General features: G+C 59.6%; 23 protein-coding genes and 2 pseudogenes. 17 read left to right on the top strand and 8 right to left on the bottom strand.

Going from position 1 to position 25,975, the window contains the following annotated elements; genetic code table 11:
• The first annotated feature begins 50 nt into the window (after positions 1 to 50).
• The 7 genes and pseudogenes from L6637_RS15115 (at position 51) to L6637_RS15085 (ending at position 6,703) form a co-directional block, all read left to right on the top strand.
• Entirely contained in the window at positions 51 to 587 is a 537-nt protein-coding gene (locus tag L6637_RS15115; protein WP_237866343.1) for a carbonic anhydrase, read from the top strand.
• A 124-nt stretch (positions 588 to 711) separates the two neighbouring features.
• Positions 712 to 1,167: pseudogene (locus L6637_RS15110) on the top strand (helix-turn-helix domain-containing protein); the annotation flags it as partial.
• 215 nt (positions 1,168 to 1,382) lie between these two features.
• A complete protein-coding gene (locus L6637_RS15105) occupies positions 1,383 to 2,285 on the top strand; it encodes an alpha/beta fold hydrolase (protein WP_237866344.1) in 903 nt (300 codons plus the stop codon).
• A 196-nt stretch (positions 2,286 to 2,481) separates the two neighbouring features.
• Positions 2,482 to 3,507 carry an HlyD family secretion protein gene (locus tag L6637_RS15100; protein WP_237866423.1) on the top strand — a complete coding sequence of 342 codons (1,026 nt, stop codon included), beginning with the start codon at positions 2,482 to 2,484 and terminating at the stop codon, positions 3,505 to 3,507.
• A complete protein-coding gene (locus L6637_RS15095; RefSeq protein WP_237866345.1) occupies positions 3,476 to 5,053 on the top strand; it encodes an MFS transporter in 1,578 nt (525 codons plus the stop codon). Before L6637_RS15100 ends, L6637_RS15095 begins: the two co-directional genes overlap by 32 nt.
• Positions 5,054 to 5,228: 175 nt before the next feature.
• Positions 5,229 to 5,492 carry a hypothetical protein gene (locus L6637_RS15090; RefSeq protein ID WP_237866346.1) on the top strand — a complete coding sequence of 88 codons (264 nt, stop codon included), beginning with the start codon at positions 5,229 to 5,231 and terminating at the stop codon, positions 5,490 to 5,492.
• Between the two features lie 387 nt (positions 5,493 to 5,879).
• Positions 5,880 to 6,703 (top strand): annotated as a pseudogene (locus L6637_RS15085) (alpha/beta fold hydrolase).
• A 229-nt stretch (positions 6,704 to 6,932) separates the two neighbouring features.
• On the opposite strand, the gene L6637_RS15080 reads toward L6637_RS15085, so the two are convergent.
• Both L6637_RS15080 and L6637_RS15075 read right to left on the bottom strand, forming a co-directional pair.
• Positions 6,933 to 7,664 (bottom strand): response regulator transcription factor, encoded by a 732-nt coding sequence (locus tag L6637_RS15080; protein WP_237866347.1) that lies wholly within the window; start codon positions 7,662 to 7,664, stop codon positions 6,933 to 6,935.
• A 77-nt stretch (positions 7,665 to 7,741) separates the two neighbouring features.
• Entirely contained in the window at positions 7,742 to 10,606 is a 2,865-nt protein-coding gene (locus tag L6637_RS15075; RefSeq protein WP_237871106.1) for an ATP-binding protein, read from the bottom strand.
• Between the two features lie 247 nt (positions 10,607 to 10,853).
• On the opposite strand from L6637_RS15075, the gene L6637_RS15070 reads away from it, so the two are divergent.
• A complete protein-coding gene (locus L6637_RS15070) occupies positions 10,854 to 11,810 on the top strand; it encodes a GlxA family transcriptional regulator (protein WP_237866349.1) in 957 nt (318 codons plus the stop codon).
• A 145-nt stretch (positions 11,811 to 11,955) separates the two neighbouring features.
• Here L6637_RS15070 and L6637_RS15065 read toward each other — a convergent pair whose 3' ends face one another.
• Both L6637_RS15065 and L6637_RS15060 read right to left on the bottom strand, forming a co-directional pair.
• The gene (locus L6637_RS15065; RefSeq protein WP_237866350.1) at positions 11,956 to 13,050 is read right to left on the bottom strand and encodes an NmrA family NAD(P)-binding protein; all 1,095 of its coding nucleotides are present in this window, start codon (positions 13,048 to 13,050) and stop codon (positions 11,956 to 11,958) included.
• A gap of 42 nt (positions 13,051 to 13,092) precedes the next feature.
• Positions 13,093 to 14,004, bottom strand: a complete 912-nt coding sequence (locus L6637_RS15060) for an NmrA family NAD(P)-binding protein (RefSeq protein WP_237871104.1) — start codon at positions 14,002 to 14,004, stop codon at positions 13,093 to 13,095.
• 588 nt (positions 14,005 to 14,592) lie between these two features.
• Between L6637_RS15060 and L6637_RS15055 the strand changes: the two genes are divergently transcribed.
• Positions 14,593 to 15,258: a hypothetical protein gene (locus L6637_RS15055; protein ID WP_237866352.1), complete on the top strand. Its 666-nt coding sequence runs from the start codon at positions 14,593 to 14,595 to the stop codon at positions 15,256 to 15,258.
• A 59-nt stretch (positions 15,259 to 15,317) separates the two neighbouring features.
• Here L6637_RS15055 and L6637_RS15050 read toward each other — a convergent pair whose 3' ends face one another.
• From L6637_RS15050 to L6637_RS15040, 3 genes are read right to left on the bottom strand one after another with little or no spacing between them, the layout of a single operon-like run.
• Entirely contained in the window at positions 15,318 to 16,124 is an 807-nt protein-coding gene (locus tag L6637_RS15050; protein ID WP_237866353.1) for an ABC transporter permease, read from the bottom strand.
• Positions 16,121 to 16,717, bottom strand: coding sequence for an ABC transporter ATP-binding protein (locus L6637_RS15045; RefSeq protein WP_237866354.1), 597 nt, complete (start codon positions 16,715 to 16,717; stop codon positions 16,121 to 16,123). Before L6637_RS15045 ends, L6637_RS15050 begins: the two co-directional genes overlap by 4 nt.
• A gap of 3 nt (positions 16,718 to 16,720) precedes the next feature.
• Positions 16,721 to 17,755 (bottom strand): Cj0069 family protein, encoded by a 1,035-nt coding sequence (locus L6637_RS15040; RefSeq protein ID WP_237866424.1) that lies wholly within the window; start codon positions 17,753 to 17,755, stop codon positions 16,721 to 16,723.
• Positions 17,756 to 18,487: 732 nt separating this feature from the next.
• Here L6637_RS15040 and L6637_RS15035 point away from each other — a divergent pair.
• The 6 genes from L6637_RS15035 to chrA all read left to right on the top strand — a co-directional run bounded on the left by L6637_RS15035 (position 18,488) and on the right by chrA (position 22,067).
• On the top strand, positions 18,488 to 18,721 hold the full coding sequence (locus tag L6637_RS15035; protein ID WP_237866355.1) for a PepSY domain-containing protein: 234 nt from the start codon (positions 18,488 to 18,490) through the stop codon (positions 18,719 to 18,721).
• 17 nt (positions 18,722 to 18,738) lie between these two features.
• A complete protein-coding gene (locus tag L6637_RS15030) occupies positions 18,739 to 19,650 on the top strand; it encodes a DUF1259 domain-containing protein (RefSeq protein ID WP_237866356.1) in 912 nt (303 codons plus the stop codon).
• 30 nt (positions 19,651 to 19,680) lie between these two features.
• Positions 19,681 to 20,277: a superoxide dismutase gene (locus tag L6637_RS15025; protein ID WP_237866357.1), complete on the top strand. Its 597-nt coding sequence runs from the start codon at positions 19,681 to 19,683 to the stop codon at positions 20,275 to 20,277.
• A gap of 11 nt (positions 20,278 to 20,288) precedes the next feature.
• Positions 20,289 to 20,474, top strand: a complete 186-nt coding sequence (locus L6637_RS15020; protein ID WP_237866428.1) for a hypothetical protein — start codon at positions 20,289 to 20,291, stop codon at positions 20,472 to 20,474.
• A 220-nt stretch (positions 20,475 to 20,694) separates the two neighbouring features.
• Positions 20,695 to 20,883 carry a hypothetical protein gene (locus L6637_RS15015; RefSeq protein ID WP_237871102.1) on the top strand — a complete coding sequence of 63 codons (189 nt, stop codon included), beginning with the start codon at positions 20,695 to 20,697 and terminating at the stop codon, positions 20,881 to 20,883.
• The gene (gene chrA, locus L6637_RS15010) at positions 20,883 to 22,067 is read left to right on the top strand and encodes a chromate efflux transporter (protein WP_237866359.1); all 1,185 of its coding nucleotides are present in this window, start codon (positions 20,883 to 20,885) and stop codon (positions 22,065 to 22,067) included. Before L6637_RS15015 ends, chrA begins: the two co-directional genes overlap by 1 nt.
• 105 nt (positions 22,068 to 22,172) lie before the next feature.
• Here chrA and L6637_RS15005 read toward each other — a convergent pair whose 3' ends face one another.
• Positions 22,173 to 22,463, bottom strand: coding sequence for a hypothetical protein (locus tag L6637_RS15005; protein ID WP_237866360.1), 291 nt, complete (start codon positions 22,461 to 22,463; stop codon positions 22,173 to 22,175).
• Positions 22,464 to 22,549: 86 nt separating this feature from the next.
• Between L6637_RS15005 and L6637_RS15000 the strand changes: the two genes are divergently transcribed.
• Both L6637_RS15000 and L6637_RS14995 read left to right on the top strand, forming a co-directional pair.
• Positions 22,550 to 23,251 carry a 3-keto-alpha-glucoside-1,2-lyase-like domain-containing protein gene (locus L6637_RS15000; protein ID WP_237871100.1) on the top strand — a complete coding sequence of 234 codons (702 nt, stop codon included), beginning with the start codon at positions 22,550 to 22,552 and terminating at the stop codon, positions 23,249 to 23,251.
• A 206-nt stretch (positions 23,252 to 23,457) separates the two neighbouring features.
• Positions 23,458 to 25,866: a 3-keto-alpha-glucoside-1,2-lyase-like domain-containing protein gene (locus L6637_RS14995; RefSeq protein WP_237866362.1), complete on the top strand. Its 2,409-nt coding sequence runs from the start codon at positions 23,458 to 23,460 to the stop codon at positions 25,864 to 25,866.
• The last annotated feature ends 109 nt before the right edge of the window (positions 25,867 to 25,975 follow it).

The raw sequence follows: 25,975 nt of genomic DNA, 5'->3' as shown, positions 1-25,975 counted from the left end.
GTCCTGCAAGAATAAAGCGATTTCAAAAGATTCCGAAGGGGAGGGTTGACATGGAATTTGTCAGCACGTTGGCCGAGAGAAATGCTCACTTTGCCAGCGAGAGTTTCGATAACACGCTGAAGATGTTGCCGTCGATGCGGACCGTGATTGTCGGCTGTGTGGACGGTCGGGTGGACCCGGCGGAAGTTCTCGAGCTTGAGCAAGGTGAAGCGGTCGTCATTCGCAATGTGGGAGGCCGCGTCAATGCCGCCCTCTATGAGACGCTTGAGATATTGCAGGTCGTTGCCAGTGCTGCCGGCAAGCCGCTGGGCGAGGGATGGAATCTGATCGTCCTTCATCACACAAATTGCGGGATCGTGCCGTGCTTCAAGCATGCTCCCGATCTATTGGCAAAGAATTTGAGCGTTTCGACCTCGGACCTCGATCACATGGCTATCGCGGATCCTTACGAGGCGGTTCGTCTCGACGCCGCCATGCTCGTGTCAAGCGATCGACTACCGGCGGGTCTCATAGTCTCCGGAATGGTCTACGACGTCGCTACCGGCAGGATCGACATCACGGTTCCACCCGAGCTGGTGCGCGGATAGGTCTGCGTGCCAGTCGCCCTGCCCGTGAAGCTAGAAGGTCCTCACGACAAATGGCCGCGAAACCGTATGGCGATAAGCAATGCTAACTGAAGTGCAGAGCACCACTTCCTCGGGGGTTAGCCTTTTGGCACGTCGAGAGCGACCCGGATCGGGCCGCGCAAAGGTTAACCCTTTGCAGAAATGGCGCCTTCGGCGTGTCGAACAGCACGTCGCCCTACATTTCGATCGCACGATCAGCCTGTTTGAACTCGCCAGTGTCGCTGGGCTTTCTAGAATGCATTTCGCGGCCCAATTCCGGGCCGCGACCGGATGCCGACCTCACGAATACCTCCTCAATCATCGTGTCGAGCGGGCCAAAGCCCTGCTGACGACAACCCGGTTGTCACTAACCGAGATCGCAATTGCGGCGGGATTTACTACACACCCGCGCTTCTCCAAGGTGTTCAAGAGCATCAGCGGCCAGGCGCCGGGACGATGGCGAACCGTCGCTAGACGTCAGCGACAAGGGATCGGCCCAGTGCCGCATCCACCGGTATCGTGTAAACTGATCGCGTCCCAACACGCCAGTGGCTTAGCCTAAGCTCCTGGCAGTTTCCATAACCGTCCAACTCTGAGAACAACACTGAAGTGATGATCTCAAAGGGTCTCGGAGCTCCGAGCGCGTTTCCGTTGTTGCCTACATCAGCGTTTGAGAGTTGGGAGCGATACGCTCGTATAATGGCCTGCGTCCCCCCGTCATGCACGACTGCAGCGTATGCAGGCGGCGACATTGCAACGGCCCAGGAGGAAACCGGGATGTCAGCGATAACCGAACGTAAAGATGACCAGAGCGGGGCGGGCTTCAGAACGGCGCGTGTCGAAACGCCAAGCGGGGGCGTGTATGCGCGCGATTACGCTGGGACCGGCCCCGCGTTTGTCATGATGCACGGGTTTCCGGACAATCTGCACATCTACGATGACCTTGTCCCCCGACTTACACGCGCAGGACGCCGCGTGGTGACGTTCGATTTCCTTGGGTTTGGCGCCTCTGACAAATCGCAAGAAGGTGGGTACAGTTTTGCTCAGCAACTCAGCAATCTGGAAGCGGTTGTCTCCCACCTGGCTCTGGAGAGTGCAATGCCGGTCGCCCACGACTCTTCGGGGCCCGCAGCATTGAACTTCGCGCTGAAGGATCCCAAACGCACCGCAGCCGTAGTTGTGTTGAACTCGTTTTACTGCGAAGCGCCGACGCTCAGGTACCCAGAATTCATCGAGCTGTTCGCCAGCAAAAGTCTCAACAAGCTGAGCGAGACGATTCGGAGGAGCCCTGAGCAGTTCGCGTGGGTCCTCAATTTCCAGCGGGCCGCATTCCAGGCCGAGCTTTCGGAACAGCATCGCGCGCACTACTCGTCGGTGTTGGGTCCAATCATCGATGCGAATTTTCGGGAGCAACCCAGTGCGGCCCGCGCTTTCGCGCAGATGACGGCAGGACTTTTCGAGGAAGTGCAGCGAAATACGCAGCGATTACCCGCGCTGTCCTCCATGACAGTTCCCGTTAGACTGATCTGGGGAGACAGAGACCCCTATCTCAATTTGGGCGTGGCCGAGCACTTGGCTTCTGCACTGAAATACGGAGAACTGGTATCGCTTCCAGCTGGACATTGGGTCCAGATGGACGAGCCGGGTGCGGTCGCGCGCGGAATGCTTCGACCGTTTTGAAGCAGCGCGTGCCCTTTGGCTGAATCGTATCGGTGATCATAACCAAACGCTCGGGGTGAAGAATTTGCGCCGGGCAGCACAAGCCTCTTCTGGTCCGATCAAGGTAAGCAATGTGACCGACGCTTCATCACAGATACTAGCAACGCCGGCCCGCGGAATTCTCGGGCGGTCTCTGATTCCGATCGTCGCCGTGATTATGGTGCTGATTTTGGCAGGGACTGTCGCGGTCCGCTGGGATGAGTGGGTCGCGATGCGCAGCATACAAGTCACGGACGATGCCTACGTTCGGGCTGAGACGGCGCGGATAAGCACGAGAGTTGCCGGGGAAATCCTCAAAGTCGGCGTCAACGATTTTCAACGCGTTCGAGCTGGCGAGCTCTTGGTGCAGGTAGATCCTGCCGACTATCAGGCGTTGGTTGACCAGTCGACGGCGGCCGTGGCTGCCGCCAAGGCTGGGCTCGACAATCTGGCGAATGAAATTGAACTTCAGTATGCAACAATCGCCCAGAGCAAGGCACAACGGCAATCCGTCATGGCGCTCGAAGTCGAGGCGGAGCAGGAACAGGAAAGGCAGCAAACGCTGTCAACCACAAGCTCCGGGACGAGGCAGCGACTAGAGCAGGCGGTCGCCGCTCTTGCGAAAGCACACGCTGACGTGAGATCGAACGCGGCGTTGATCGCAGCTCAGGAACATCAATTGGACGTGCTCGCCGGTCTGCAAAGGCAGCGTAGAGCTGATGTCGCCGCGGCGGAAGGTGCCCTAGCGGCTGCAAGACTTCGGCTGGGATATACGAAGATCACGGCGCCATTCGACGGCGTCGTGAGTGAACGCCAAGTGCAGACCGGCGATTATGTCAACATCGGCACTAACCTCATAAGCGTCGTACCACTGCCGAATGTCTATGTGATCGCGAACTACAAGGAGACGCAGCTAAGGAGGGTACGGGAGGGACAGGCAGTCGAGGTTTCGGTCGACACGTTTCGCAATCAACCCCTACGCGGAAGAGTACAGCGCATATCCCCGGCAAGCGGGTCTCAATTTGCTCTTCTGCCGCCGGATAATGCGACAGGGAACTTTACGAAAGTTGTTCAGCGTGTCGCGGTCCGCATTGTCCTGGAAGACGGGCAGCCCTTGGTGCAACAACTGTTGCCTGGAATGTCAGCCGTGACCAGGATCCACGTGATGGAAGATGCCGAACGGGCCGTTAGTAATGCCCGCTAACGTAGACGCCAGGTCAAGTCATCGCCCGATTTTCGCAGTGGGGGCAGTACTGTTCGGCGCGTTTCTCGCCAATTTCGATTCCAGGCTGTTTTCGGTGGGACTTCCAGACCTGCGCGGAGCGTACTCGCTCAGCTTTGATGAGGGGGCGTGGTTGAGCACAGCGGCCACGGCATCGCAGATATTTATCGCGCCCGCGGTCGCCTGGATGTGTACCGTCTTCGGTCTCCGCAAAATACTTGCTATTCCCAGCGTGGTCTATGCGGCGATCTCTATTGTGATGCCCCTCACTGATACCTACGGTGTGCTGATAGCTCTAAGCATATTGCATGGGCTCCTGCTTGGGACATTCGTTCCTGCAACGTTGCTGATAGTCGTGCGAAATTTGCCGCGTAAATGGTGGATCGTCGCTATGGCGATCTATTCGGCACGAGTTGGGCTGTCGCTGAACGCCGGGATTTCGATCGTCGGCTTTTACGTGAGCGACGTTGGCTGGCATTGGTTGTTTTGGCAGGACGTTATTATCGCGCCGCTCATGGGCATCTGTGTTCTCCTCGGGACACCGCATGAGGCCATCAACCGACGCTTAGTCGCGGAGGCCGATTGGGGGGGAATGCTGCTGCTCGGCTCTGGAATGGCGATGATCTATGCCGGTCTGGATCAGGGCAACAGGTTGGACTGGCTGCAATCGGGGGCCGTCGTCGCTCTTCTATCCGGGGGAGCGGCCTTATCGCTAGGGTTCTTACTGAACGAGGCCCTTATCCGTAAGCCCTGGGCACGGATAGACGTCATCCTGACCCGCAATATCTGCCTGGCGCTGATCGTGATCCTGCTCTACACGCTCACCGCGCTATCAAATGCGAGTTTGGTCCCAAACTTCCTGATTTCGATCGGCCGGCTACGACCGGAGCAGACCGGGGGGCTATTTCTAACGTTCGGCGTCCTGCCCATGCTGATCTTGCTTCCTTCGACGATCTATTTGGTTCAGCGCCACGACCCTCGGCTTGTATTAATTGTCGGCCTTGCTGCGTTCGGGTTTGCGGGGATACTCGGCACTGGCATCACCCATCAATGGTCGGTTGACGACTTCATCCCGATCTTGCTGCTTCAAGCTTTAGGACATTCCTTCTCACTTCTTCCGCTGATGATGATTGCTTTGGCAAGCTCCGACCCGACGCGGTCGACCGAATTTGCCGCGTACGTCCAGGTGATGCGGCTGGGGGGCGCGGAGATCGGCATGAGTGTGATGGCGACATGGCTGCGCGTGCGCGAGCAATTTCACTCGAATCTACTAGGGCAGTATATCGACGGAGGTAAATCCGACGTGATGCACTTCATTGCGAGACTGACGGAACACTTCGCGTTTGCGCCGGCCAACCTGGCGCCGGCACTGAGCATCAGATCGCTTGTGTCGATTGTCCAACAGGAGGCGAATACGTTGGCGTACATCGACGGATTCTGGCTGACGGCGTTGTTCGCTGGCTTGGGATTGGGGTTCGTCACGTTGATGACCAGATCTCCTCCAGGGCCGTTCTCGTCGGATCGATGAACGGCTCGACGTAACAGCCGGATCACCATGGCCGCGGGCGAGCCGGTTGGCAGGCCCGAAAGGCTCGGGTTGTAGGGTTTGCTGACGGCGCTGCCGACAGCGACGTGAAGCCGCGTCGGCGATAGTGAGACATGAAGAAGATCTGCGGTTCAAGCGCAATGAGGGGGTGGCTCGAATGGCACGCTGGCTCAACTTGCGGTCGCTGGTTCTGATCGCAACACTGGCAGGACTCTTACTGTTCTCCTGTGTGGTTGCCTATTTGGGGTGGACCTCTACCGATGCTCTTGTGCCGGCGTCAGGTTACGTCGCAATGGCGATTGGCGTCGGCTTTTCATTGGTTCTGGGCGTTGGTTTGATGGCGCTTGTATTCTATAGCAGCCGTCATGGTTACGATGAGCCGGCACATCGCTTAAACGAAGATGATTTGCCCGAGCGTTGAGGCAGCGCTTCATAGCGCAAGACCGAGACGGCACCGATCGTCGAGCGCTTTGTGTTGGTACGATGGCTGACACGATGGCGTTTGCCGGTGCGTTTCGGAAGCTGCCGCTTGGCCCTGAGCGCTCGACAACGAGCTCCTTACGACGCGCAGGCGTCGGAACCCTGCGCCGCGAAACCCCTGTATAGTTGTATAGTCGGTGCACTTGCGCGATCCAGGACGGGCGTTTTGCGCAACAACAGGAGACCGCATATGTCGACCAAACCTCTCGAATCCGTCTCGAACTCTCGTCGCACGCTGCTAATCGCTGCGAGCGGCATAGCTGCGGCAACGAACCTGCCAGCGGCGGCGAGCCAGCCGAAACAACTGATTCCGCGAGGAAGAGATAACGTGGAGACAGTCACGGCCAAGGACGGTACAACGATTTTTTTTACAAGGACTGGGGAATGGGCAAGCCGGTAGTGTTCTCCCACGGCTGGCCGTTGTCTGCCGATGCCTGGGACAGTCAAATGCTTTTCCTGGCCTCACAGGGCTATCGTGTCGTGGCGCATGACCGCCGCGGACATGGCCGGTCGGGGCAATCGTCAACAGGCAACGATATGGATACGTACGCCGATGATCTGTCGGCGGTTATCAAGGCGCTCGATCTCAAGGACGTGACCCTTGTGGGTCATTCTACGGGGGGCGGCGAGGTCGCAAGATACATCGGACGTCATGGGACCAGCAGGGTTTCAAAAGCCGTGCTGATCGCTGCGGTGCCACCCTATCTGCTCAAGACGGCAGACAATCCTGAGGCCGCGCCGAAAGAGATCTTCGACGGTCTTCGCAGCGGACTAGCGGCGGACCGTTCGGCTTTCTTCAAGAATCTTGCGGTCCCGTTCTTCGGATACAATCGGCCCAATGCGAAAGTTTCGCAGGGGGCTATCGATTCATTTTGGATGCAGGGCATGCTGGGGGGCATAACCGGCCAATACGAATGCATCAAGGCCTTCTCGGAAACGGACTTCACAGAAGACTTGAAGAAGATGACGGTGCCGACTCTCGTCATTCAAGGTGACGACGATCAGATGGTCCCGATTGGAATTGCCTCGCAGAAAACCGTCAAGCTCGCGCCCATGGCGCACCTTAAGGTTTACGAAGGTGCCCCGCACGGTCTCTGTGTCACGCATGCAGATAGGATCAACGCCGATCTGTTGGGATTCCTGAAGGCGTGATCCCGCTGGGCTTGGGCCGCATCGCTGCCTTGCGGCGCCCGATCGGCCATCCATCCCTGCAGTGGGTGGCCGGTCGACCCGAAAGAGCAGCAACACAGGGGTTGGGCTACCCCGACGCTTGAAGATCGGTGCCCTTCCAAGTCGCGCGCGTGAAGTTGTTTCGACGCAGGCGGAAACGAGGATCTCCGGATCAATGGGAGGGCGGCGCGCCTCTCGAGCGATCCCCAGACTAGTGATAGTCCCTTGGCAGCGCCGGCAGCGAGGTGCGGTATGAGAGAGCGGGGCCGTTTGCAGACGCTAAGGCTTCGGAGACTCGCACGAGGTCGGCCACCGTGCGGACCATCATCTTTCGCATCATCGATCCACGATGTACCTTGACTGTTATCTCGCGCAACTTCAGCTCACCTGCGATTTGCTTGTTCATCAACCCCCGAGCAACCAGAGAAAAGACTTCCTTTTCCCGAACCGTTAGTGTTGCAAATGATTGGGTCAGCTCAGAAAGGCGCGAATTCCGGCGGAGTCTGATGGCATCATACTCAAATGCCTCCGCCACTGCGTCCAACACTCGCACGTCCTCAAAGGGCTTGGCGAGAAAATCGACAGCCCCGGTTTTCATGGCCCTTACGGAAATTGAGACATCCGCTCGCCCCGCGACGATGATCGGGATTTCGACGCCTGACTGCCGCAATCCCCGGCAATCCGCAATCCGGGCATCGATGATGGCACAACCGCGGTTGAAGGGCTGCCAAGCAGCAACGAACTCTTGGGCCGAGAGGAAGGTTTTCACGGGAACATCAGCGGATTGCAGAGTGTTTACGAGCGAGATTGTCGCTCCAGGATCGTCATCGACTACGTAGACAGCGGCCTTGTTTGCCGGGCTTTGCATGAGTTGGCTCCACAATAGGTTGAGGCTGTCGGCAGGACCGGCGAACGTGCCCGATCCGTGCTTCTGCTGCGTCATAAGGATCCGGCGTGGCCGTAAAGTCCTTGGGCAAGACCTGAAAAATCCCTTAGGCCCTTGGGTTGAGGAAACGGGCCTTAGCCGATCGCGGCCAGAAGGTTTTGCGCGTCGACAAGGTCGAGGTTCGAAAAGCCTTCAGTAAACCACCTGTAGATTGGATCCAGGATATTGCGGGCTTGGGGGATCCGTGCTTGCTTTTTGAACAGTCTCGCCAAAGACGTTGCTGCCCTGAGCTCCCACGAGGGGACGGATTGCTGTTTTGCCAAGTCGATGGCCTGCAGCAGGCATTGTTCCGCAGCTGGGTAGTCCCGTCGCCCGAGCGCGATTTCACCCCTAATGCGGAGGAGCTCGGCGAGATACCATCGCTCTCCGGCTCGATCGGCATGACCGATCGCTTCCGAAATGGCCTGCAGGGCGGAAGCGTGATTGCCGGCCGCCAGCTCTCCCAGTGCCAGCTCTCCCAGAAAAGTCACGTACCGGGTCTGGAAAGTTTGTCGATCGAGAAGGGCGAGGCCTGACCGCAATCGAGCGATCGCCGTGGTAGAGCTTTGTTGCCGCAACTCCAAGGCTCCATCGTAGCATTCAGCCCATGCTGCAAGCGCCTGCGATTCTTGCGAGGAAGCGAGTTGCGATAGCATCCGCGTGAATTCCTTCGCCGCCTGATAGTCCCGTGACTGGAGCGCAATCGCACATGCCCCATGGATCAGTACGTTCGAAATTGTTGGAGCATGTCCGTCGGCCATGACGTCTGCCACCGCCTGCTTCACGAGTCGGCAGGCCTGTTCCTGAAATCCCTGGAGCCAAAGTATGTGAGCTTGATAGATGAGGGCTACCACGCGCTGCTCAAACCCATATCGCACCAGGTGTAATCGACCGGGGGGTGCCCTATACCGACTAAGGAAGTGCTCGAGGTGTTCACGTGCCTTAGTCTGTTCGCCAAGGACATGCAGCGTCATGCCAAGCAGCCGCTCCCCAATCAATCGATCTGGAATCGTCTCCGGCAAATCGGTGAAGTGCTCAGCGATCAGGAGCGCCCCCCGGTAATCTCCCGTGAGGTAGTGCCGGATCCAGAGCCCCCACATACTGCGCAATCGGTATTCATCGTCTCCAAGTTCATCCGCAAGATCAGCGGCGTGTTTCAGAACCTGATACATTCTGTCGTTGGGGCCGGCGGTCTGGATGATCACTGAGCCAAGCGCGGCGTACATGCGCATGTCTCGGAACCGATCCTCTTCGACAGATGACCCCACCAGCGAAACTGCGCTCTCGAGCCAGTTTCGGCATTCTGCCAGTAGTCCTTGCCGAATCCAGAGCGAAGCCGCGGCCGCTGCCAGCTCTACGGCAAGCAGTGCGGCGCCCGTGGAAGCGAAAGCCCAATCCAGCGCCGATCGTACTTCGTCAACCAGCCCGACGGGAACATCGGAAGGCCGGCTTTTGTCCGGTATGTCCTGCCGATCAATACCCGCGATAATGTTATAAATTACGACCGCGTGTCGGCGGGACAACCCGTCAAGCTCTCCGCTGTCCGACAGCTTTGTCAGTCCGTAGCTCCGCGTCAGCTCCAAAAGCCTATAGTATGCCACTGGCCCGCCAACATCGCTTGCAACGAGCGATTTTGTGACGAGACTTCCGAGAACCTCCGCGAGCTCAAGCTCGGTAAAGTCATCAGCGAGCATTGCGATCCAGTCGAGGGGGACGGGGGTTCTGAAAGCCGCCATGCGAAGGAGAAGTCGTTGTTCCTTCTCGGTAAGGGTCACAAAACTCCAGTCTAACGTTGCTTGCAGTGTCTGGTGACGGGGCAGGGCGGTCCGTTGTCGCCCTCTCATCATCAGCGCAAAGCGGTCACGAAGACGGATGTCCAACCCTTGGACACCTAGGAAACGCACCTGAGCTGCGGCAAGCTCGATCGCGAGAGGTATGCCATCGAGACGCCTGCAGATCCCCACAACGATCGGCGCCTGGAAGTCTGTGAAGTCGAACTGGTCGAAGCCCGCTCTGGCGCGCTGTACGAATAATGCTATCGCTGAAAAACCGAGGGCTTGGCTTGCGGACAGCGAACTCCCATCGGGGGGAAGGTCGATGGGACCGAGCTGGCGCGTCGTCTCGCCCCTTGCTCCAATGGGCTCTCGGCTCGTTGCGAAAATGGTGACGCCCGGCGCGCCGCTCAAGATAGCTTCGACGAGCAACGCAGCCGCTTCGATCTGATGTTCGCAGTTGTCGAGGATGATGAGAGCTTGTTGATCTCTAAGCAACCTGACGATGCCTTGTATCGGCATGTCAGACATCATCGACAACCCTAGCGCGGAACCAAGGGCGCTAGGCACATGGCGGCCGTCTTCAACGGGTGCCAGGTCGACATAACATACGCGATGTTCGTAGGTGGCCTGGATCCGTTCCGCTACGGCAAGGGCAACCGTGGTCTTCCCTATGCCTCCTGCTCCGACGACTGTAACCAGTCTCTGCCGCGGCAGCTCGGTCACAAGATCCCGGATGAACTGTTCGCGGCCGAGAGGCTGGGTCAGCTGACTGGGTGGATTTCGCCACCGTGGCTCACGTCCGCGGTCATCGGTTCTGGATTCGGGAAGCGTCCCCTTCGGGGGGCAAAGGATCCAATCCCCGACCAATCGGTAGCCGCGCCCCGAAACGGTTTTCAGTACTTCACGTGAGGCCGGTCCAAGTGCTTTACGAAGAACGGAAACATGAACCTGAAGGGTATTTTCGCCAATGGCGGCTCCAGGCCACACCTTGTCCATCAGCTCATTCTTTGTGACGAGCTCTCCCGCAGATTGCACCAGCACCTCGAGAATATCAAATGCGCGACTGCCGATCGCCACCGGAACGCGCCCAACGCGGAGTTCGCGGCGATCGAGATCGATCTGCGTGTCCCCACACTCGTATATGGCCTGCTGGCCTGGCGCCTCTTTGTTTTCTGAATCTTGCATGCAAATTGGCCCTAAGCCGCTTTGCGACTACGCTTCCTTCGTCCAAAGACACTCGATTGCGAAACCGCTCAGCCTACCGCCGGTCGATCCTTTCTTTAAACGCCCGAATTTCACGCGAGAAATTAGCTTCTGTGCTCTCAACGTTGTAGGACGTTTTTGCCACTCTTTATGCCGCGGCGATCACAAAGGTGTCGAATGCGGGCTAAATCGCAAGTAGAGTGCAGACTTCAGACACTCGGGTATTTGGATGCATCGGATCGGTTTCATCGTGCCGCAAGGCTTTCAAATCCTCAGCTTGGCTGCCCTGACCGGGTTTGAGGTCGCGAACTTACTGCCTTCGGGACCGCGCTACCAAGTTGAGCTTCTGTCGGAGCGAGGAGGGCCGGTCCCGTCGTCCACCGGTGTTGCAGTCTACACGGCCCCATTCACGGGCGCCACGTACGATACTGTTGTGCTTGGTTCCTTAACCGAGTTCGACATTCCGCCCGCGAGCGCCGCCGTGGTCGCGTTCGTGCGTCAGGCCGCTATGTCATCGAGACGAATTGCCTCGATCTGCAGCGGAGCTTTTGTGCTTGCCCAAGCCGGCCTGCTCGACGGACGGCGTGCCACCATGCATTGGGCGCACGCCGACGAGTTCAGGCGCCGTTTTCCTAACGTGCGGACAGAAGAGGATCGGATCTTTATAAACGACGGTCCGATCTGGACATCCGCAGGTATGACCGCGGGCCTCGATCTCGTTCTGGCACTGATCGACAGTGATCTCGGCGCAGAGGCAGCGAAGGCGGCGGCCCGCCTGTTGGTCATGCACCAACGGCGCATGGGCGGGCAAAAGCAACATTCGGCACTCCTCGACATGACGCCAAAGTCCGACCGAATCGAGTTGGTGCTAGCGCATATTCGCGAGAACTTGCAAAACGAGCTTTCGGTCGAGGAGTTGGCTGAAGTCGCCAATCTCAGCGCGCGCCAGTTCAGCCGCACCTTTCTTGCTGAGACCGGTCAGTCGCCTGCCAAGGCCGTTGAACGCATTCGGTTGGAGGCTGCCAGGTTCATGATGGAAGAGGGGCGGCACTCCGTTAAAGAGGTCGTCGAGTACACTGGATTTGCCGACCGCGAACGCATGCGCCGGTCCTTTATCAGGACTTTCGGCGTGCCGCCGCAGGCGCTGCGGCGGAAGGCTAGGCGCGAGCCGATCAGCGCCGCCTAGCGAACAGACAAAATTCTAATCTTCCATCTGGACGGGGATGATTATGATACGCTCGACAATTCGAGCGAGGGCGGCAATCTTTACAGCCAACCCCGGCAAGCGAGGCCACGCTTGCGTTTGAAGCATGAAACAACGTCCACCGGAATCAGAGCCGCCCTTTTCTCCGGTCCTCGTTGCTCTTCAAGATCGGGGTCTCGTTTTGTATATTTTGAGGTTGTACCCGCTCCCAAAGACCCCCCTTTCCAAGTTCTCTTCCAAGCTTGTCTTCGCGCCTCATCCATTCTTCGGCGCTTTTGATCCTTTTGGGGTGGATCTCATCCAACAACGCATAGTCCCGCTTCACAATGCCGTACTTCCACAGATTCCAGAAGCCGGTAAAGTTGTCGCGGAAAGTCATGGTGCTTTTGTCATTGGGATCTGCGTTATATCCCGCCGGCGCGTTTGCGATGAACTTTAGTGGTCCGTTCCAGTAGGAGTGCAGGTCCGTGTCAATATAGCGCGCAGGTTTCCCCGTGACCTTCGTGAACGCGGCCGCAAGACCAGCGTAAGCTACATGCTCGATGGCGACCTCAAGGTTCATGCCGTTCGTACGCTCGGGATGGTCAAAGAGCCAACGAACGTAGTAGCCGCAATCTTCGCTCGAGGCGTGCACTACGGCGCCGTCCCCCAGCGGCACCCTCCAGGTGACAATGCCGTCCTCAACGGTTGGCGTCATGGGCATCATCGGTTGAAATGCCATTTCAATGTATGGTCCCGATGTGAACAGTGCCGCTCCCATGCGACCCTTGTTCACCGTATTTTGGGACAAAATCCAATCTCCGATCCGTCCTTTTCCATCATAATGCCCGCTACGGAATCGGGAATCATACCCCGATTTCTTGAGCCCATAATCTAGGTTTCCGTAAACAAAAAACTTGATCCCCTCTTCGATCGCAATTTCGTAGCAACGGATTGCCCAATAAGTCTCCGTCTTTTCGCCAGTGTTGAAGCCGTCAATATTGATGAAGGCCCCATCGCAACCACGAAATCCCTCGCGCAGGGTAACCTCGTCGGCGAATGATCCTTCGAGCATCGAAACATTGTCTAGGGTGGCGAGAGATTTTGCGCGGCGCGAAAACGGATCGCGAGTGAGTACCCGTGCAGAATTCTTGCGATCAGCGACAAGGGCTCGAATGATCGGCATTCCCTGCGCGCCCGTGCCCCCGACTACAAAGATTTTGGACGTGTTGTGTGATGACATAATATCTCTCCGGGTAAATCGCGCCGTCGGATGGCCGCCTAATCAGGATGATGGCGTGAACGTCGCTGCGTTCTTTTCGACGAATTCCCGGACGCTCATTGGCCGTTGTCCGGTGATCTTTTCTACGTCGTCGGAATATCGATCATATCGATTGTCGCGGTGCAACTCGGTCATCGTCGTGATATGGGAGACGACGTGTGAGGGGAGCCCCAGCGTGGCAACTTTGCCCGCCCATATGTCCGGAGGGACATTTACGTAACTGATGGGTCGTCCAAGCGCGAGCGAGAACTCTCGGGCGATTGCGTCAACGTGCTGCGACACGGGCCCGGTCAGGTGGTAGGTCTGACCGATATGTTTGTCCGGGGCGCCGAGTATTTCCGCCACGACCCTAGCTACGTCGAAAGCTGCGATTGCGGAGTTGTTTCCGCCCCCCAGCGGTGCAAGGATCTTGTCCTGCGCCGCCACGGCTCCGGCGAGCTGAAGGAAGAGTCCTTCCATAAATGCCGTTGGGCGCACTTCGACAACCGGCAAACCGGACCAGGAAAGGACCTGCTCGGCCAGCCAATGCTGCTTCTGCTGCGGGCTCGACGTGGTCTCGCAGACGGACATCTCTTTGACTGTCATCTGAGACATATTCACAAAGGCTTTGACCTTATGGTGTTTGGCGACTGCCGCAACGTTAACGGACGCTTCAAGATATTGCGGGGACAGGGACATGCCGAAATAGAGGCGATCACACCCTTCGACCGCTTGATGCGCAGCTTTTAATTCGAGCAGATCGCCCACGACGACCTCGGCACCAAGCGCTCGCAGTGCTGCCGCCCGTCGGTCGTCTGTACGCACTTGCGCACGAACGCGGTATCCACGCGCGAGCAGAAGTTCAGTCGCATGCCTGCCGACGGATCCGATCTGGCCCGCGGCGCCGGTCACGAGAATCGGCTTACTGTGATCCATTGGAAACACTCTCATTGCTGCTGATGCGGAGATCGGCCTTCATCAATTGGTCTTTGGCTTATGCCGGCGATGGCAGCGGTCTAACGATCAGACGTCTCCGGTCAAACTATACATGGGTGTATCGGCCATTTCACAATGGCGGGTCTGGAGTGTCGGCGACGCACTAAACTCAATCCCGGAGGTCGCTCATCCTGTCCTTCGCGTTGTACACCTGCGTATAATTGCCGTGGTCAGTCTTCCAGTCTTCTCTGAACGGACGTTTGAATCGACCGTCTTGAGAATTCTTCCTGCGCGATGTCGTGGACTTGGCATTGCAGGCGTAAGAAAGGGCGAGCGAACCGACTGGAAGTGCGGTCGAGGAACAAGAACTTCTGTGCCTCCCGCAAAGACTGAAAGGAGATACCGCATGAGCAGCCTCTCTAGGCGCACCATCCTTGAAGCCGCGGCAGCGTCTGTGATTGCCGGCGGCATCGCAACATCGTCAACCGCAAGGGAAGAGCAGTTCACGGAGCATTTTGTGGGGCGCGAGCGGGGAAAGGTCTACGCGCGGGAGTATGCGGGATCTGAACTCCGTAACGGACGGGTCTCATGGCAGAGTTTATAATTTTTGGAATTAGCGTCGCGCTCAGCTTTGCTGCTTGGGGAGCCGTCTGCTATCGCTACATCTGGCCATTAATCCGATCGCGCTCATTGCCGGATGCGGCTGCGCCTTTGCTCTATATTAATGTATTTCGCTTCGTCGGTGCATCGTTCCTTGTTCCTGGCGTTGCGGGATCGCTGCCCCGATCCTTCGCAGTGGCCAGTGCGTTCGGTGACCTTTTTGCAGTCATACTCGCTTGGGTGGCCTTAATGCTCTTGCGTAAGCGCGCGGGATACGCCGCGCTTTGGATCTTTAACCTGTGGGGGGCCGCAGACCTTCTGTTCGCCTTCTACAAAGGCCTCTTTGATGCGAACTTTTTTCCCTCGGCACTCGGCGCCACGTTTTACATTCCGACTGTTTACGTGCCCTTCTTACTGTGCGTACATCTCATGCTTTTTGTGCTTCTCCTGAGAGCCAGTCGGCGCCGCCGCCTAAGTTTATATCCAATATGGCGAGATCAAAGTCCGCGTGAGTTGCAAGGGGCAGCGCCCTTCTTGACGTCGCCTGCTTCCGTAACGACCGAATGCCCAGCCTCTTTGATCATCTCGACCAACATCATTCGGATAAGGGCTTCATCTTTTATGAGGAGAACCGAAGCGGGCACGGATCGCTGAGCCTCACGCGGATCGCGTCTGCCGCGAGCCTGCGTTCAAGAGTTGAACGTCCAGCGGGTTCAAGCGGACTTTTCCGCGGCGAGGCGATCCAGACGCAACCGATGTCTATGGTCAGTGAGCAGGCGTGCGCCGCCCAGGACAGCAGCCAACGTTCCGAGTCCAGTCCCACCGGCGATCAGGAACATAATCAGCAATTGATATTTGACCGCATCCACAGGCTCGACGCCGGCAAGGATCTGGCCGGTCATCATCCCTGGCAAGGAAACGAGGCCGATCGCCGCCATACTGTTCATGATCGGCATGAAGCCGCTTCTCAAGGCGTCCCGTATGACCGGCAGCAGGGCTTGGTGTCGGGTGCCACCCAGCGCAAGACAAGCTTCCACGCCGGCTCGTTCGCGCACCAGGCTGTTCGTCAGCACGTCCAGGCCCAGGCTTGTTCCGGTCATGGTGTTGCCCAGCATCATGCCCAGCAATGGCAGCGCATAGCGCGGATGATACCAGGGATCGGGTCGTAGCTCGGTCAGGAGTGCGAACATCGTGACCGTCCCCGCGGCGAGCAGCGTGCATCCCGCGCCCAGGCCGTACTTCCAAACGCCCTGAAGGCGCCGCTTCTGCCGCGCGACGATCTCCCACGAGGCGAACAGGACCATGATCAGGGCGGCGAGAGCGGTCCAGAGCGGGGACACCGCAGCAAACAGGAACGTCAGCACGTATCCGACGAGGACGAGCTGGACCACCATGCGCACGGTCGCAACAGCCAATTGCTTCTCAAGCTTGAGGCGGAGAACAAGCGAGAAGACGCCGTCCATGACGACAAGGAGCGCGGGTAGGAGCAGGTCGCCGTACGAAAGCTGGATGTAGGTCACGGCCGGTTTTCCTCGATCCCGCCGTCGGCTCTCATCACAAAAATCCTGGCCCCGACCCGGCGGGCTTGGGCGCCGTCGTGAGTCGTCCAGAGGACACTCGTTCCATCCGAGATGCGTTCGGCAATCACACCTTCCACGGCCGCAGCGGCTGCCGGGTCGAGGGCCGAGGTCGGCTCGTCCAGCAGAAGCACCCGTGATCGCAGCATGAGCGCCCGCGCAAGTCCCAACCGCAATCTCTCGCCGGTCGAAAGTCTTTGGATCGACCACGCTCCGCAGTCGTCCGGCAAGCCCAGTCGCGCGACCAGCGGAAGGGCATCCTCCCAGGCGGCGAAGTGATCCTGCACGGTGTCGGACCACCAGCCCGGCTCGGCGGCGAGGTAGGTCACCCGCCTTCGCCATGCCGGGGCGGGCATCGCCTCTCTGAGCATGCCGTCCAGCTTGACCGTTCCTTCGTTGGGATCGAGATCCGCGATGGAGCGGAGCAGCAAGGTCTTCCCGACTCCGGACGGCCCCTGCAGGGCGACGCATTCGCCGTCCGGCAGGTCAAATGATACGGAGAGGTGCAGGCGCTTGAGCCCTCTGACCGTCAACATGCGTCAGAGCTTGAGCTGCAGCCGGTCGGCAACCCGCCGGGCGATCTCCATCGGGGCCTCGCTCGGATAGGGATGCACCGAGCTGACATTGATCTCGCCAAGCACGTAGCTGTCCGTCCCATCGGCCTGGACCGGCCCGAGCATGAAGTCGGCGTCCCAGATCGCGGGCAGGTCACCGCCTGCGATCTCCAGCAGCGAAATTAGCTGCGGCGTCCACTCGTCTTCCATCAGCCGCCGCAGCCGCTGAAAGCGCGGGTCCGCGTTCGAGCAGTAGAGCCGCGGTCCGGCCTCTGAACGCGCGGCAGGCGAGTCGACAAGGGCTTTAACCTTGTGATGGCCGAAGCCGGCGCAGCGGTCACCAGCCATGTAGCAGCGCACCACACCCTCGCTCAGGCGAGGCTGGAACGCCTGGTCGATCACGCTGCCGCTTTCGAAATACTCCGCGCAGCGACGAAGGAAATCATCGAGCGTGAGGTCCTCGGGCGTGTCCTTGGTGGCGTCCAGGACCTTGATCATGGAGGAGGCCGGCAGCTTCTCGACCTTCCAGACGCCTTGGCCGCCGTTGCCCCGGTTGCGTTTGATCACGCGCGGACCGGCGGCGAGCCGTGCAGGCAGCTCGGCGCGCATCGCGGCGGCGGTCTGATAGAGCGCCGTGTCCGATCCCCAGCCCATCGAGCGAGTGCGATAGAGGACCTCCTTGGTGCCCATCTTGAGGATGACGTCCGGATGAGCGCTCACCCACACGCCCTGCGCGGCGACGTCGCGCAACAGGGCGTCGAGGCCGGCGCGGTTCCGGCCGTCTTGAATCGGGTTGACCCAGACCAGCACGCCGTCCACCGCGAGCAGTTGCTCGCGGACTGCATCGGCGAAGCTTTCGTCGTAGATCGCAGGACGCCCTTCGACGCCAACGGTTGCGAGGGCGTCGAAGACGTCCACGAAGCGGCCGTTCTTCGAGGTGGCATCTCGGCGCGCGGCGGCATCTCCTCGCGAGAGGATGGCGACGGTACGACGAGGAGAGGGGTGTCTTTCGATATCCATGCGCAAGCTCCACGTGTTGCGTGCTGCGCAGAACTTGGACCGAAGTCTCGCCGGGAGTCTGCTTGGTCCCGGACCGACAGTCTACGTGAGACCGCGTGGATACTTCAAGCTGCGGTTTTCCGATGGGGAGGTTGCCTCAGAGGCGATATCGGATCCGTTCCAATCGGACGATGAAATCTTCGTGACGGTCCATCGATGGTTTCGGGGAGCACCGAGCGGACGCGGGTTGACAGCTCGAGGATCAGGGGTTCTATTTGCGTGACGGGGATTTGCGATCTCCCCGCGAGGCGTCATGCCCAAGAATCGCGTCCTGATCACCAAGGGCGCAGCATGTCAGCATCGTACTCCTCCATTTCACCCGATAAGGTGTCCCGATTGGTAGGTCCGTCGGCCGCGCGGACGCTCGTCGATGTGCCCATCGACCAGGATTTTTCAGCCGACCCGCGCCTGATTCCGGACGCCGGGCGGCGCTCGCATCTCGACGTCCAGGAGTGGGCCTCTCGCGTGACGGGCCAATCCGCCGTCGTGGTCTGTCAAAAAGAGCAAGAAGCTCAGCGAAAGCACCGCGGCCAAGCTCTGTTGCAAGTTGAACGCGGATCTCCAGTTCGACGACGCGTTCCACCGATGGTGCCGCGACGCGACCAAGCAATTGCAAAACTAGCCGACCAACAAGGGCAGGTAAGGCCGAAGGCCTGATGACTTCTGGGGCAGGGACAAACCAGGAGATCAGTTATGCGAACATCGATGATCTATCGGGCAGTGCTTTTCGTGGCGCTTGCGGCGGCCCTCTCGCCCGCTCATGCCCTGACCCAAGAGGAGCTGATCGCCAAGATCCAGGCGGCCGGCTACTCGCAGGTGAAAGACGTCAAATCGACGGCCGAAGGCACCACCGCCAAGGCGGTGAAAGACGGCAAGCCGGTAACGCTTGTCGTCGACAGCCGCGGCCAGATCAAAGAGCGAAACTGAGTTCGAGGAGCAGTACGATGAAACGAACAATTCACGCTTTGATCGCGCTCGGCGCATGCATCCTCGCATCTGGTCCCGGCTCCTTTGTTTCGGCGGCACGTGCGCAGAGCGTCGACTGGCAGAAGGTCGACGAGACGCTGGGGCGCAAACCCGCCGTCTCGGACGATGTCCACCGCTATGGCTTCCCTCGTACCGATCTTTCCGTGACGCTGGATGGCGTGTCGATAAAACCGGCGCTGGCGCTCGGCGGCTGGGTCGCGTTCAAACCAGGCCACGGCGGCGCGATGGTCATGGGCGACCTTGTGTTGCTTGAGACCGAGATCAACCCCGTAATGGCGAAGATGATTGCCAGCGGTCTCGAGATCACGGCCGTGCACAATCATCTGCTGCGGGCGAGCCCTGCAACCTTCTACATGCACGTCGCCGGCCATGGCGACCCCGTCAAGCTGGCCTCGGCCATCCACGACGCGCTGGCCGAGAGCAAAACGCCGCTGACGGTCGCTGCGCCGGCGAGCCCGCCGCCCGCCGTCGATCTCGACACCGCGAAGCTCGACCAGATCATCGGCGTAAAGGGTCAGGCCAACGGCGGCGTCTATCAGTTCAACGTCAAGCGGCGAGACCCGATCACGCAGGACGGCATGCCGTTGACCCCCGTCGGCCCGATGGGTGTCGCGATTGGCATCAACTTCCAGCCGACGGGCGGCGGGAAGGCCGCCATCACGGGCGACTTCGTGTTGACCGGCGAGGAGGTCAATCCGGTCATCCTGGCGCTGCGGACCCACGGCATCGAGGTGACCGCGCTGCACAGCCACATGCTGGATGAGCAGCCGCGGCTGTTCTTCATGCACTTCTGGGCGAACGACGACGCCTTGAAGCTCGCCGAGGGCCTGCGCGCCGCGCTCGACAAGACCGCTAGTACGAAGAGTTGAGCCACAGATTGAGCGAAGGAGTTGCCTATAATGCCCTACGAAATTAAGCCGCTGCCGTTCGATCCGAAATCGATCGGCGGCATCTCTGAAAAGGTGCTCGTCAGCCACTATGAGAACAACTACGGCGGCGCGGTGAAGCGGCTAAACGCGATCGGCGCCCAACTCGCCGAGTTGGACTTCGCCAAGGCGCCGAACTTCGTCATCAACGGCCTGAAACGCGAAGAGCTGATCGCGGCCAATTCGATGATCTTGCATGAGATCTACTTTGACGGTCTCGGTGGCGCGAGCAAGCCGGGCGGCGCTCTCGCCGATGCGATTGCACGCGACTTCGGCAGTATCGAGCGATGGCGCACGGAGTTCGCGGCGATGGGCAAGGCGGAGGGTGGTGGTTCGGGTTGGGTCATCCTTTCCTATTCCCCCCGGAACAAGCGGCTCGTCAACCAGTGGGCGGCCGATCATACGACGACGCTCGCCGGCGGCCGTCCCGTGCTGGTTCTCGACATGTACGAGCATGCCTATCACATGGACTTCGGTGCGGCGGCTGCCCGCTACGTCGACATCTACATGGAGGCTATTCGCTGGGACAACGCTGCCGCGCTCTATGATCAATACGCTAGGGAAGGCTGAGGAGAGTCGAGGTGAGCGAGATGAGAAACTTTGCTGTCGCCGTTTTCGCGCTGGCCGGTCTGCTTGCTGCCTCAGAGGCGGCTCGCGCGCAATCCTGCAAGGTCTGCGCCGAACAGCGCGCGGCTTGTATGAAGAACTACGCCGGCCCGGCCTGCAAGACCGAGTACCAGATGTGTCTGAAGGCCTGCAAGAAGTGAGGATGCCGGCTTCGAAAGGCCAACTTGCGAGGTGTCTCATCGCGGCACTCGCTACCGGCATCGGGGGACTGGCACCCTCGATGCCGGCTTTGTCGCCGCCGAAGGCGCTCGGAAGCTGACCGGTACACAGATTCGAGCCGGCTTTTCCGGGGAAGCAACTCACGGACGAGGTCACTATCGTTTTGTTTATGAGCCGGACGGTACGCTTCGGAGCTTCTCGATGGGCGTGAAGAAGGTCGGCAAATGGATCGTCGAGAAGGACGAACTTTGTCTTTACCTCGGAGAAATGGACGATGGTTGCTTCCAAGTGACGAGGGTCGGTGACCGGATCGAATTGACGCCGATGGGGCTCGGCGGCTCGCTCGATGGAATTTTGCAGCCCGCATATCACGGGGACGGGGAGAAGTGATGACGACGACAACGACAAGCACCGAGCGCAGAAGGATGGGTGAGATGGTGCGCTATTTCCTGCGACTGGGCTTTCTTGGTTTCGGTGGACCGGTGGCGTTGGTCGGCCAGATGGAGCGCGAGCTCGTCGACGACAAGAAGTGGCTCACCAAGGAGCAGATGCGCGAGACCATCGCCATTTGCCAATCGCTTCCTGGGCCGCTCGCCATTCAGGTCGGCATCTTTATCGCCTATTTGCGCTGCGGCTTTTGGGGGGCGTGGGCCGGGGGCTGGGCGTTCATCCTGCCGAATTTCGTCATCGTTGCGGCCCTCGGCGCGCTCTTCGTCCACCTTGGAGATCTCAGGGCTGTCACGGGTATCTTCTATGGCGTCAGCCCTGCCGTGATCGCCCTGATCCTGCATTCCTGCTACCGCCTCGCGAAGCTCGGCATGGAAGACTGGCTGCAGTGGGTAATCGCCGCGGTCTGTCTGGCCGTCACAGTCATTCTGAAGGCGGAGGTCGCCCTGCTGTTCATAGGGGCCGGCATCGTGGGTATCGTCTACTACGGCCACATCAGGCGTCCGGCCGTCGCAATGCAGCTTGCACTGATCCCCGCAGCGGCACCCGCGGCCGTGCCAGCCGCGACCGGCTCCACGTTGGGCAAGCTGCTGCTGTTCTTCCTCAAGGCGGGTTCGCTCACCTTCGGCAGTGGCCTGGTCATCGTTCCCTTCCTCGAGCAGGGGCTGGTGCAGCAATATGGCTGGCTCAACGAGCGCGAATTCCTGGTGGCCGTCGCGATCGGCATGATGAGCCCTGGGCCGGTCGTGATCACGGCGACCTTCGTCGGCTATCTGGTGGCGGGCTTCTGGGGATCGCTGATCTCGACGGTCGGCATCTTCCTTCCGTCTTTCCTGCTTGTCCTGATCGTGGCGCCATTGCTGGCGCGCCATCGCAAGAATCCGAACGTGCAGGGGTTTGTGAAGGGCGCCTATGCGGCAGCAATAGGGACCATTCTGGGTGCGAGCTTCCTGCTCGGCAAGATCGCGATCGGCGACTGGTTGACCGCGCTCATCGGGATCGTGTCGCTGGCCGTGCTGTTCCGCTGGAAGGTCAGCAATCCCATGATGATTGCGGTCACGGCCGTGGTCGGGCTGATCGCCTATCCGATCCTTCAGCCGGATTGGGTGCTCACCGGGCTTAAGTGAGGAGTGACCATGCGTGTGGCGCTTGAGAATGGTCAGGCGGTGGAGCGACGTGCGGCGATCGTTTCTTCGGCCGCACGCTCGACATCGCAAGTCTGGCCAGGTCGCCTATTGCCGATCCTTGTCGTCCGGACGAGCGCGCCAATCGCGGCCGACCGTCTGATGGTCCTCGTTCGGCGCGACTTGGCCGGTGTGATCGGCTTCGCCGCCCTGAGCCTTCCAGTCGCGTCCGATCGTGACGTCTTCCGCGTGGCTGCGATCCTGCTCGCGGGATTGTTCCGACTGCTGGGGCGACTGAGGTTGCTGGACAGGGGTGGACTGCGCTTGTGCCGCGCCTTCACTGAATGCGAACGCCAGTACGACAGAGGACAACAGGGCTGCCGCTGCTGAATTTCTCATGATGGTCTCCCTTCCTCACTGGAGGTCTGCATCAACTCGCCGGGATGGGCTTGGTTCGTAAAGAATGGGCTTAAAGACAGGATGTAATGATGCGCAAATCGATGATCTGCCCATATGTCCCTCCGCGCAGATTCTTTGCGCGGGCGAAGTTTGCCTTGACGGCCATGCTGGTTTTCTTGCTGGGAGGTAACGCCGTGGCCAACACCCTGAACTTTGACAGCACTCCTGTCGGAATGCCGCTGGAAGGATGGACTTTGACAAAGACCGGCCGGGGGCAACCGAAATGGACGGTTGAGGCCGACGCCACGGCGCCGAGCAAGCCGAACGTGCTCAAGCAATCCGGGCGGGCGACCTTCCCGGTAGCCATCAAGAATGATTCCAGTTTCCGTGACGGCTTCGTGGAGGTCAAATTCAAGGCCATCGCCGGCTCAGAGGATCGCGCAGCGGGAATCATCTGGCGCGCGAAAGATGCCGACAACTACTATGTCGTGCGAGCCAACGCGCTGGAGGACAACGTGGTGCTCTATAAGACCATCAAAGGCGTTCGTACCTCGCTGGATATTGTCGGGCGCAAGGGCGGCTATGGCGTCAGTACGCCGGTGGCGTCCGGGCAATGGCACGTGCTGCGTTGCGACTTCACGGGAAGTCGGTTCAAGGTAACCTATGACGGAAAGCCGATCTTCGAGGTGGAGGACACTACGATCGCTGACGCTGGCATGATTGGCTTGTGGACCAAGGCGGACAGCGTGACTCTGTTCGATGATCTGGCCTATGGCGAGGTCAGATAGTTTTCTGCACTACCTGCAGTTCCGAAGGGCCGTCCGGCCTCCGTCGAGCCGAGCCAATTCGCGCTGTGCGTGTGAACCGGCTCATATAACCGGCCGCCAGCTTCTCATATTCTTGTTCTTGGCCGCGCTTGCGGGCCAGGTCTTTGCGGCTATCCAGGCCATGCGCCTCATGGCTGCTTCAACAACGCCTCGAAAGGAGCTCTCCGATGCTGACCTTTCTGCGAAATGACCCCTCGACTCCAGTCGATATCCAGGACACAGAATTCACGCGTGATCTGCTCGGCAGGTATGTGTGCAGCACGTACGACGAAGCCGTGAACAATGGCGGCCGGCCATTTGATGTCGTCGTCATCGGCGCCGGAATGTTCGGCGCTTACGCTGCCAGCAAAATCTACCGCGCCGGCGCGGACCAGAATTTGCGGGTGCTGCTCCTGGACGCGGGCGGCTATCTTGCGCCGACGCACGTGCAGAACATGCCGCATCTCGGCCTGAATCCGCCTGATAGCGCGCTGGTCACGGCCAACAATCAGGATCCAGGCGCGCGCAATGGCGTATGGGGCATTCCTTGGCATAGCAACGAGCCGTTCACCGGACTGGCTTACTGCCCGGGTGGCCGCTCACTATTCTGGGGAGGTTGGTCGCCGCGGCTGATGCCGGCCGACCTCAATGCGTGGCCGAAAGGCGCGCGCGATTTTCTGAACGCGAACTACCCGGATGTGGAGCGAGAGATCGGCGTACAGGACAAGGCAGATTACCTATCCGGTCCCCTCAACACGGCGGTCAATGCCCAGTTGGGAGCCGTTGCTGCAGGTACGAACGTGATTCTGCCTGACGTGAGCTTGGATCTAGTCGAAGAAGCTCCGATCGCGGTGCAGGCGAACGCGCCGGGCCCCGGGCTCTTTTCGTTCGACAAGTTCAGCAGCGGACCCATGCTGCTCGAAAGCATCCGCGACGACATCGCCAAGCGCTGGACGCTGAATGACAATTCGCGGCGCCGCTTCTTCCTCGTTCCCCGGTGTCACGTCATACGCTTGCAGACCGCCGGAGGCAGGGTCAGCGGGATCGATCTGACCTATAATGGTCAATTCCGGTCGCTTTCCGCTCCGAACAATCTCAGTACCGATTGTCAGGTGGTCCTAGCGGTGGGCACCATCGAGTCGACGCGGTTGGCCCTTGAGTCGTTTCCGGTCACTCGCGGCCCGTTCAGCATGGGCGCCAATTTCATGGCCCATCTGCGCACCAATCTCACGGTGCGCGTCAAGCGTAGCGCCCTCGGGCTCGGCGCGCTCACAACGCTCGAACAGGCCGGCGCGATCGTTCGTGGCGAGATCACAAACCCTGACGGAAGCAAGCGCCGCTATCATTTTCAGGTGCTCGCATCGGCGGAGAGGGGACAGAACCCGGAAGCGACGATGTGGACGATGGTGCCCGACATCGACCTCTTGCGGAACCTGCTTTCGAACGAGGACCCCGATTGGGTGGCAATCGTCTTCCGAGGCCTCGGAGAAATGGACGGGGACAAGCGCAGCGGACCAGGCAGCACGACCAGCTTCGTGAACCTAACGAACGGAGCCGATCCGCTTCAGAGCGATGGTTTGAGCGCCCGCGCTTGGGTCAATTTCACGCCCACGCCGAACGACTACGCCGCTTGGAGAAAGCTCGCCGCAGCGGCTGTCGAGTTGGCTGGTCGCCTCGGCAAGAGCGCCGGCGACGTCCAGTATTTGTACAACGGCGGCTGGCAAGGCGTTCCGCCCCCCGATCCGTTTGCCGTCACGAAGGATCAGTTGGGCAACACCCATCATGAAGGGGGCACGCTGTGGATGGGCGATGATCCGGCGATGTCGATTACGGACCCCGTCGGACGCTTCCATCACATCTCGAACACCTACGTTGCCGGTCCTGCCTTGTTCCCCACCCTCGGCTCGGCCAACCCGTCCCTGACGGGCCTGGCGCTCGCGCGTGAGACCAGCGCGGCCGTCGTTGCCGCACTGACGCCGGCCCCGTCGGTGCAGTTCAAATCGCTCTACACCGGAAGTTTGGCCGATTGGCAGATGTCGGGCGTCGGAAGCTTCCTTCAGGTGTTCGACATTCTCGAGTCCGTCGGCGGATCCGGGCTGCTGTGGTACACGCGTGAAAGCTTCTCGGACTTCGTGCTCGAGCTCGAATGGCAGAACGCGAGCCGCACCGACAACTCCGGTGTTTTCATCCGCGTGCCGAACCTGAACAGTTCGAATCCGAACGATTGGATGGCGGCCATCGACCAGAGCTACGAAATCCAGATCGATCCGCGCGGATTTAATTCCGAGGCGCAGAAGGAGAATGATCCCTTACGGAGCACCGGCGCAATCTACAACATCAGCGCCCCGACCCGCACAGATGTTGCGAAGGGCCCGTGGCAGTGGAACACGTTCGTGATCGAAGCCATCGGCAACCGCATCAAAGTGACGCTGAATGATGTGCTTGTGAACGACTACACGGACCCGAACCCGCGCTCGCTTCGCGGCCATATCGCACTGCAAAACCATCATGATGGTTCGAAGGTGCAATTCCGCAATATTCGCATCAAGGAAGTGGTGCCGGGCGTCGCCCAACTGCCTCTGCCGAGGGTCGCGTAGCGTTCACCTCCGCTTGGTGCTGGTCGCGTTTAGCATGGCGGGACCAGCGCCGCCGTACTCGGGGCTTTCTGGCCGGCCTCCATAGCCGGCGACGGCTCTGGTTGACGAA

This window comes from Bradyrhizobium zhengyangense, assembly GCF_022012435.1.
GTDB classification, from domain to species: Bacteria; Pseudomonadota; Alphaproteobacteria; order Rhizobiales; family Xanthobacteraceae; genus Bradyrhizobium; species Bradyrhizobium zhengyangense.
The sequence above is the reverse complement of the archived record's forward strand: the minus strand, read 5'-3'. Positions and strand labels throughout refer to the sequence as shown.

Coding starts and splice junctions, on each gene's coding strand:
- L6637_RS15115 (WP_237866343.1), top strand. CDS start 51: ATGGAATTTGTCAGCACGTTGGCCGAGAGAAATGCTCACTTTGCCAGC.
- L6637_RS15105 (WP_237866344.1), top strand. CDS start 1,383: ATGTCAGCGATAACCGAACGTAAAGATGACCAGAGCGGGGCGGGCTTC.
- L6637_RS15100 (WP_237866423.1), top strand. CDS start 2,482: ATGGTGCTGATTTTGGCAGGGACTGTCGCGGTCCGCTGGGATGAGTGG.
- L6637_RS15095 (WP_237866345.1), top strand. CDS start 3,476: ATGCCGAACGGGCCGTTAGTAATGCCCGCTAACGTAGACGCCAGGTCA.
- L6637_RS15090 (WP_237866346.1), top strand. CDS start 5,229: ATGGCACGCTGGCTCAACTTGCGGTCGCTGGTTCTGATCGCAACACTG.
- L6637_RS15080 (WP_237866347.1), bottom strand. CDS start 7,664: ATGACGCAGCAGAAGCACGGATCGGGCACGTTCGCCGGTCCTGCCGAC.
- L6637_RS15075 (WP_237871106.1), bottom strand. CDS start 10,606: ATGCAAGATTCAGAAAACAAAGAGGCGCCAGGCCAGCAGGCCATATAC.
- L6637_RS15070 (WP_237866349.1), top strand. CDS start 10,854: ATGCATCGGATCGGTTTCATCGTGCCGCAAGGCTTTCAAATCCTCAGC.
- L6637_RS15065 (WP_237866350.1), bottom strand. CDS start 13,050: ATGTCATCACACAACACGTCCAAAATCTTTGTAGTCGGGGGCACGGGC.
- L6637_RS15060 (WP_237871104.1), bottom strand. CDS start 14,004: ATGGATCACAGTAAGCCGATTCTCGTGACCGGCGCCGCGGGCCAGATC.
- L6637_RS15055 (WP_237866352.1), top strand. CDS start 14,593: ATGGCAGAGTTTATAATTTTTGGAATTAGCGTCGCGCTCAGCTTTGCT.
- L6637_RS15045 (WP_237866354.1), bottom strand. CDS start 16,717: ATGTTGACGGTCAGAGGGCTCAAGCGCCTGCACCTCTCCGTATCATTT.
- L6637_RS15040 (WP_237866424.1), bottom strand. CDS start 17,755: ATGGATATCGAAAGACACCCCTCTCCTCGTCGTACCGTCGCCATCCTC.
- L6637_RS15035 (WP_237866355.1), top strand. CDS start 18,488: ATGCGAACATCGATGATCTATCGGGCAGTGCTTTTCGTGGCGCTTGCG.
- L6637_RS15030 (WP_237866356.1), top strand. CDS start 18,739: ATGAAACGAACAATTCACGCTTTGATCGCGCTCGGCGCATGCATCCTC.
- L6637_RS15025 (WP_237866357.1), top strand. CDS start 19,681: ATGCCCTACGAAATTAAGCCGCTGCCGTTCGATCCGAAATCGATCGGC.
- L6637_RS15015 (WP_237871102.1), top strand. CDS start 20,695: ATGGGCGTGAAGAAGGTCGGCAAATGGATCGTCGAGAAGGACGAACTT.
- chrA (WP_237866359.1), top strand. CDS start 20,883: ATGACGACGACAACGACAAGCACCGAGCGCAGAAGGATGGGTGAGATG.
- L6637_RS15005 (WP_237866360.1), bottom strand. CDS start 22,463: ATGAGAAATTCAGCAGCGGCAGCCCTGTTGTCCTCTGTCGTACTGGCG.
- L6637_RS15000 (WP_237871100.1), top strand. CDS start 22,550: ATGATGCGCAAATCGATGATCTGCCCATATGTCCCTCCGCGCAGATTC.
- L6637_RS14995 (WP_237866362.1), top strand. CDS start 23,458: ATGCTGACCTTTCTGCGAAATGACCCCTCGACTCCAGTCGATATCCAG.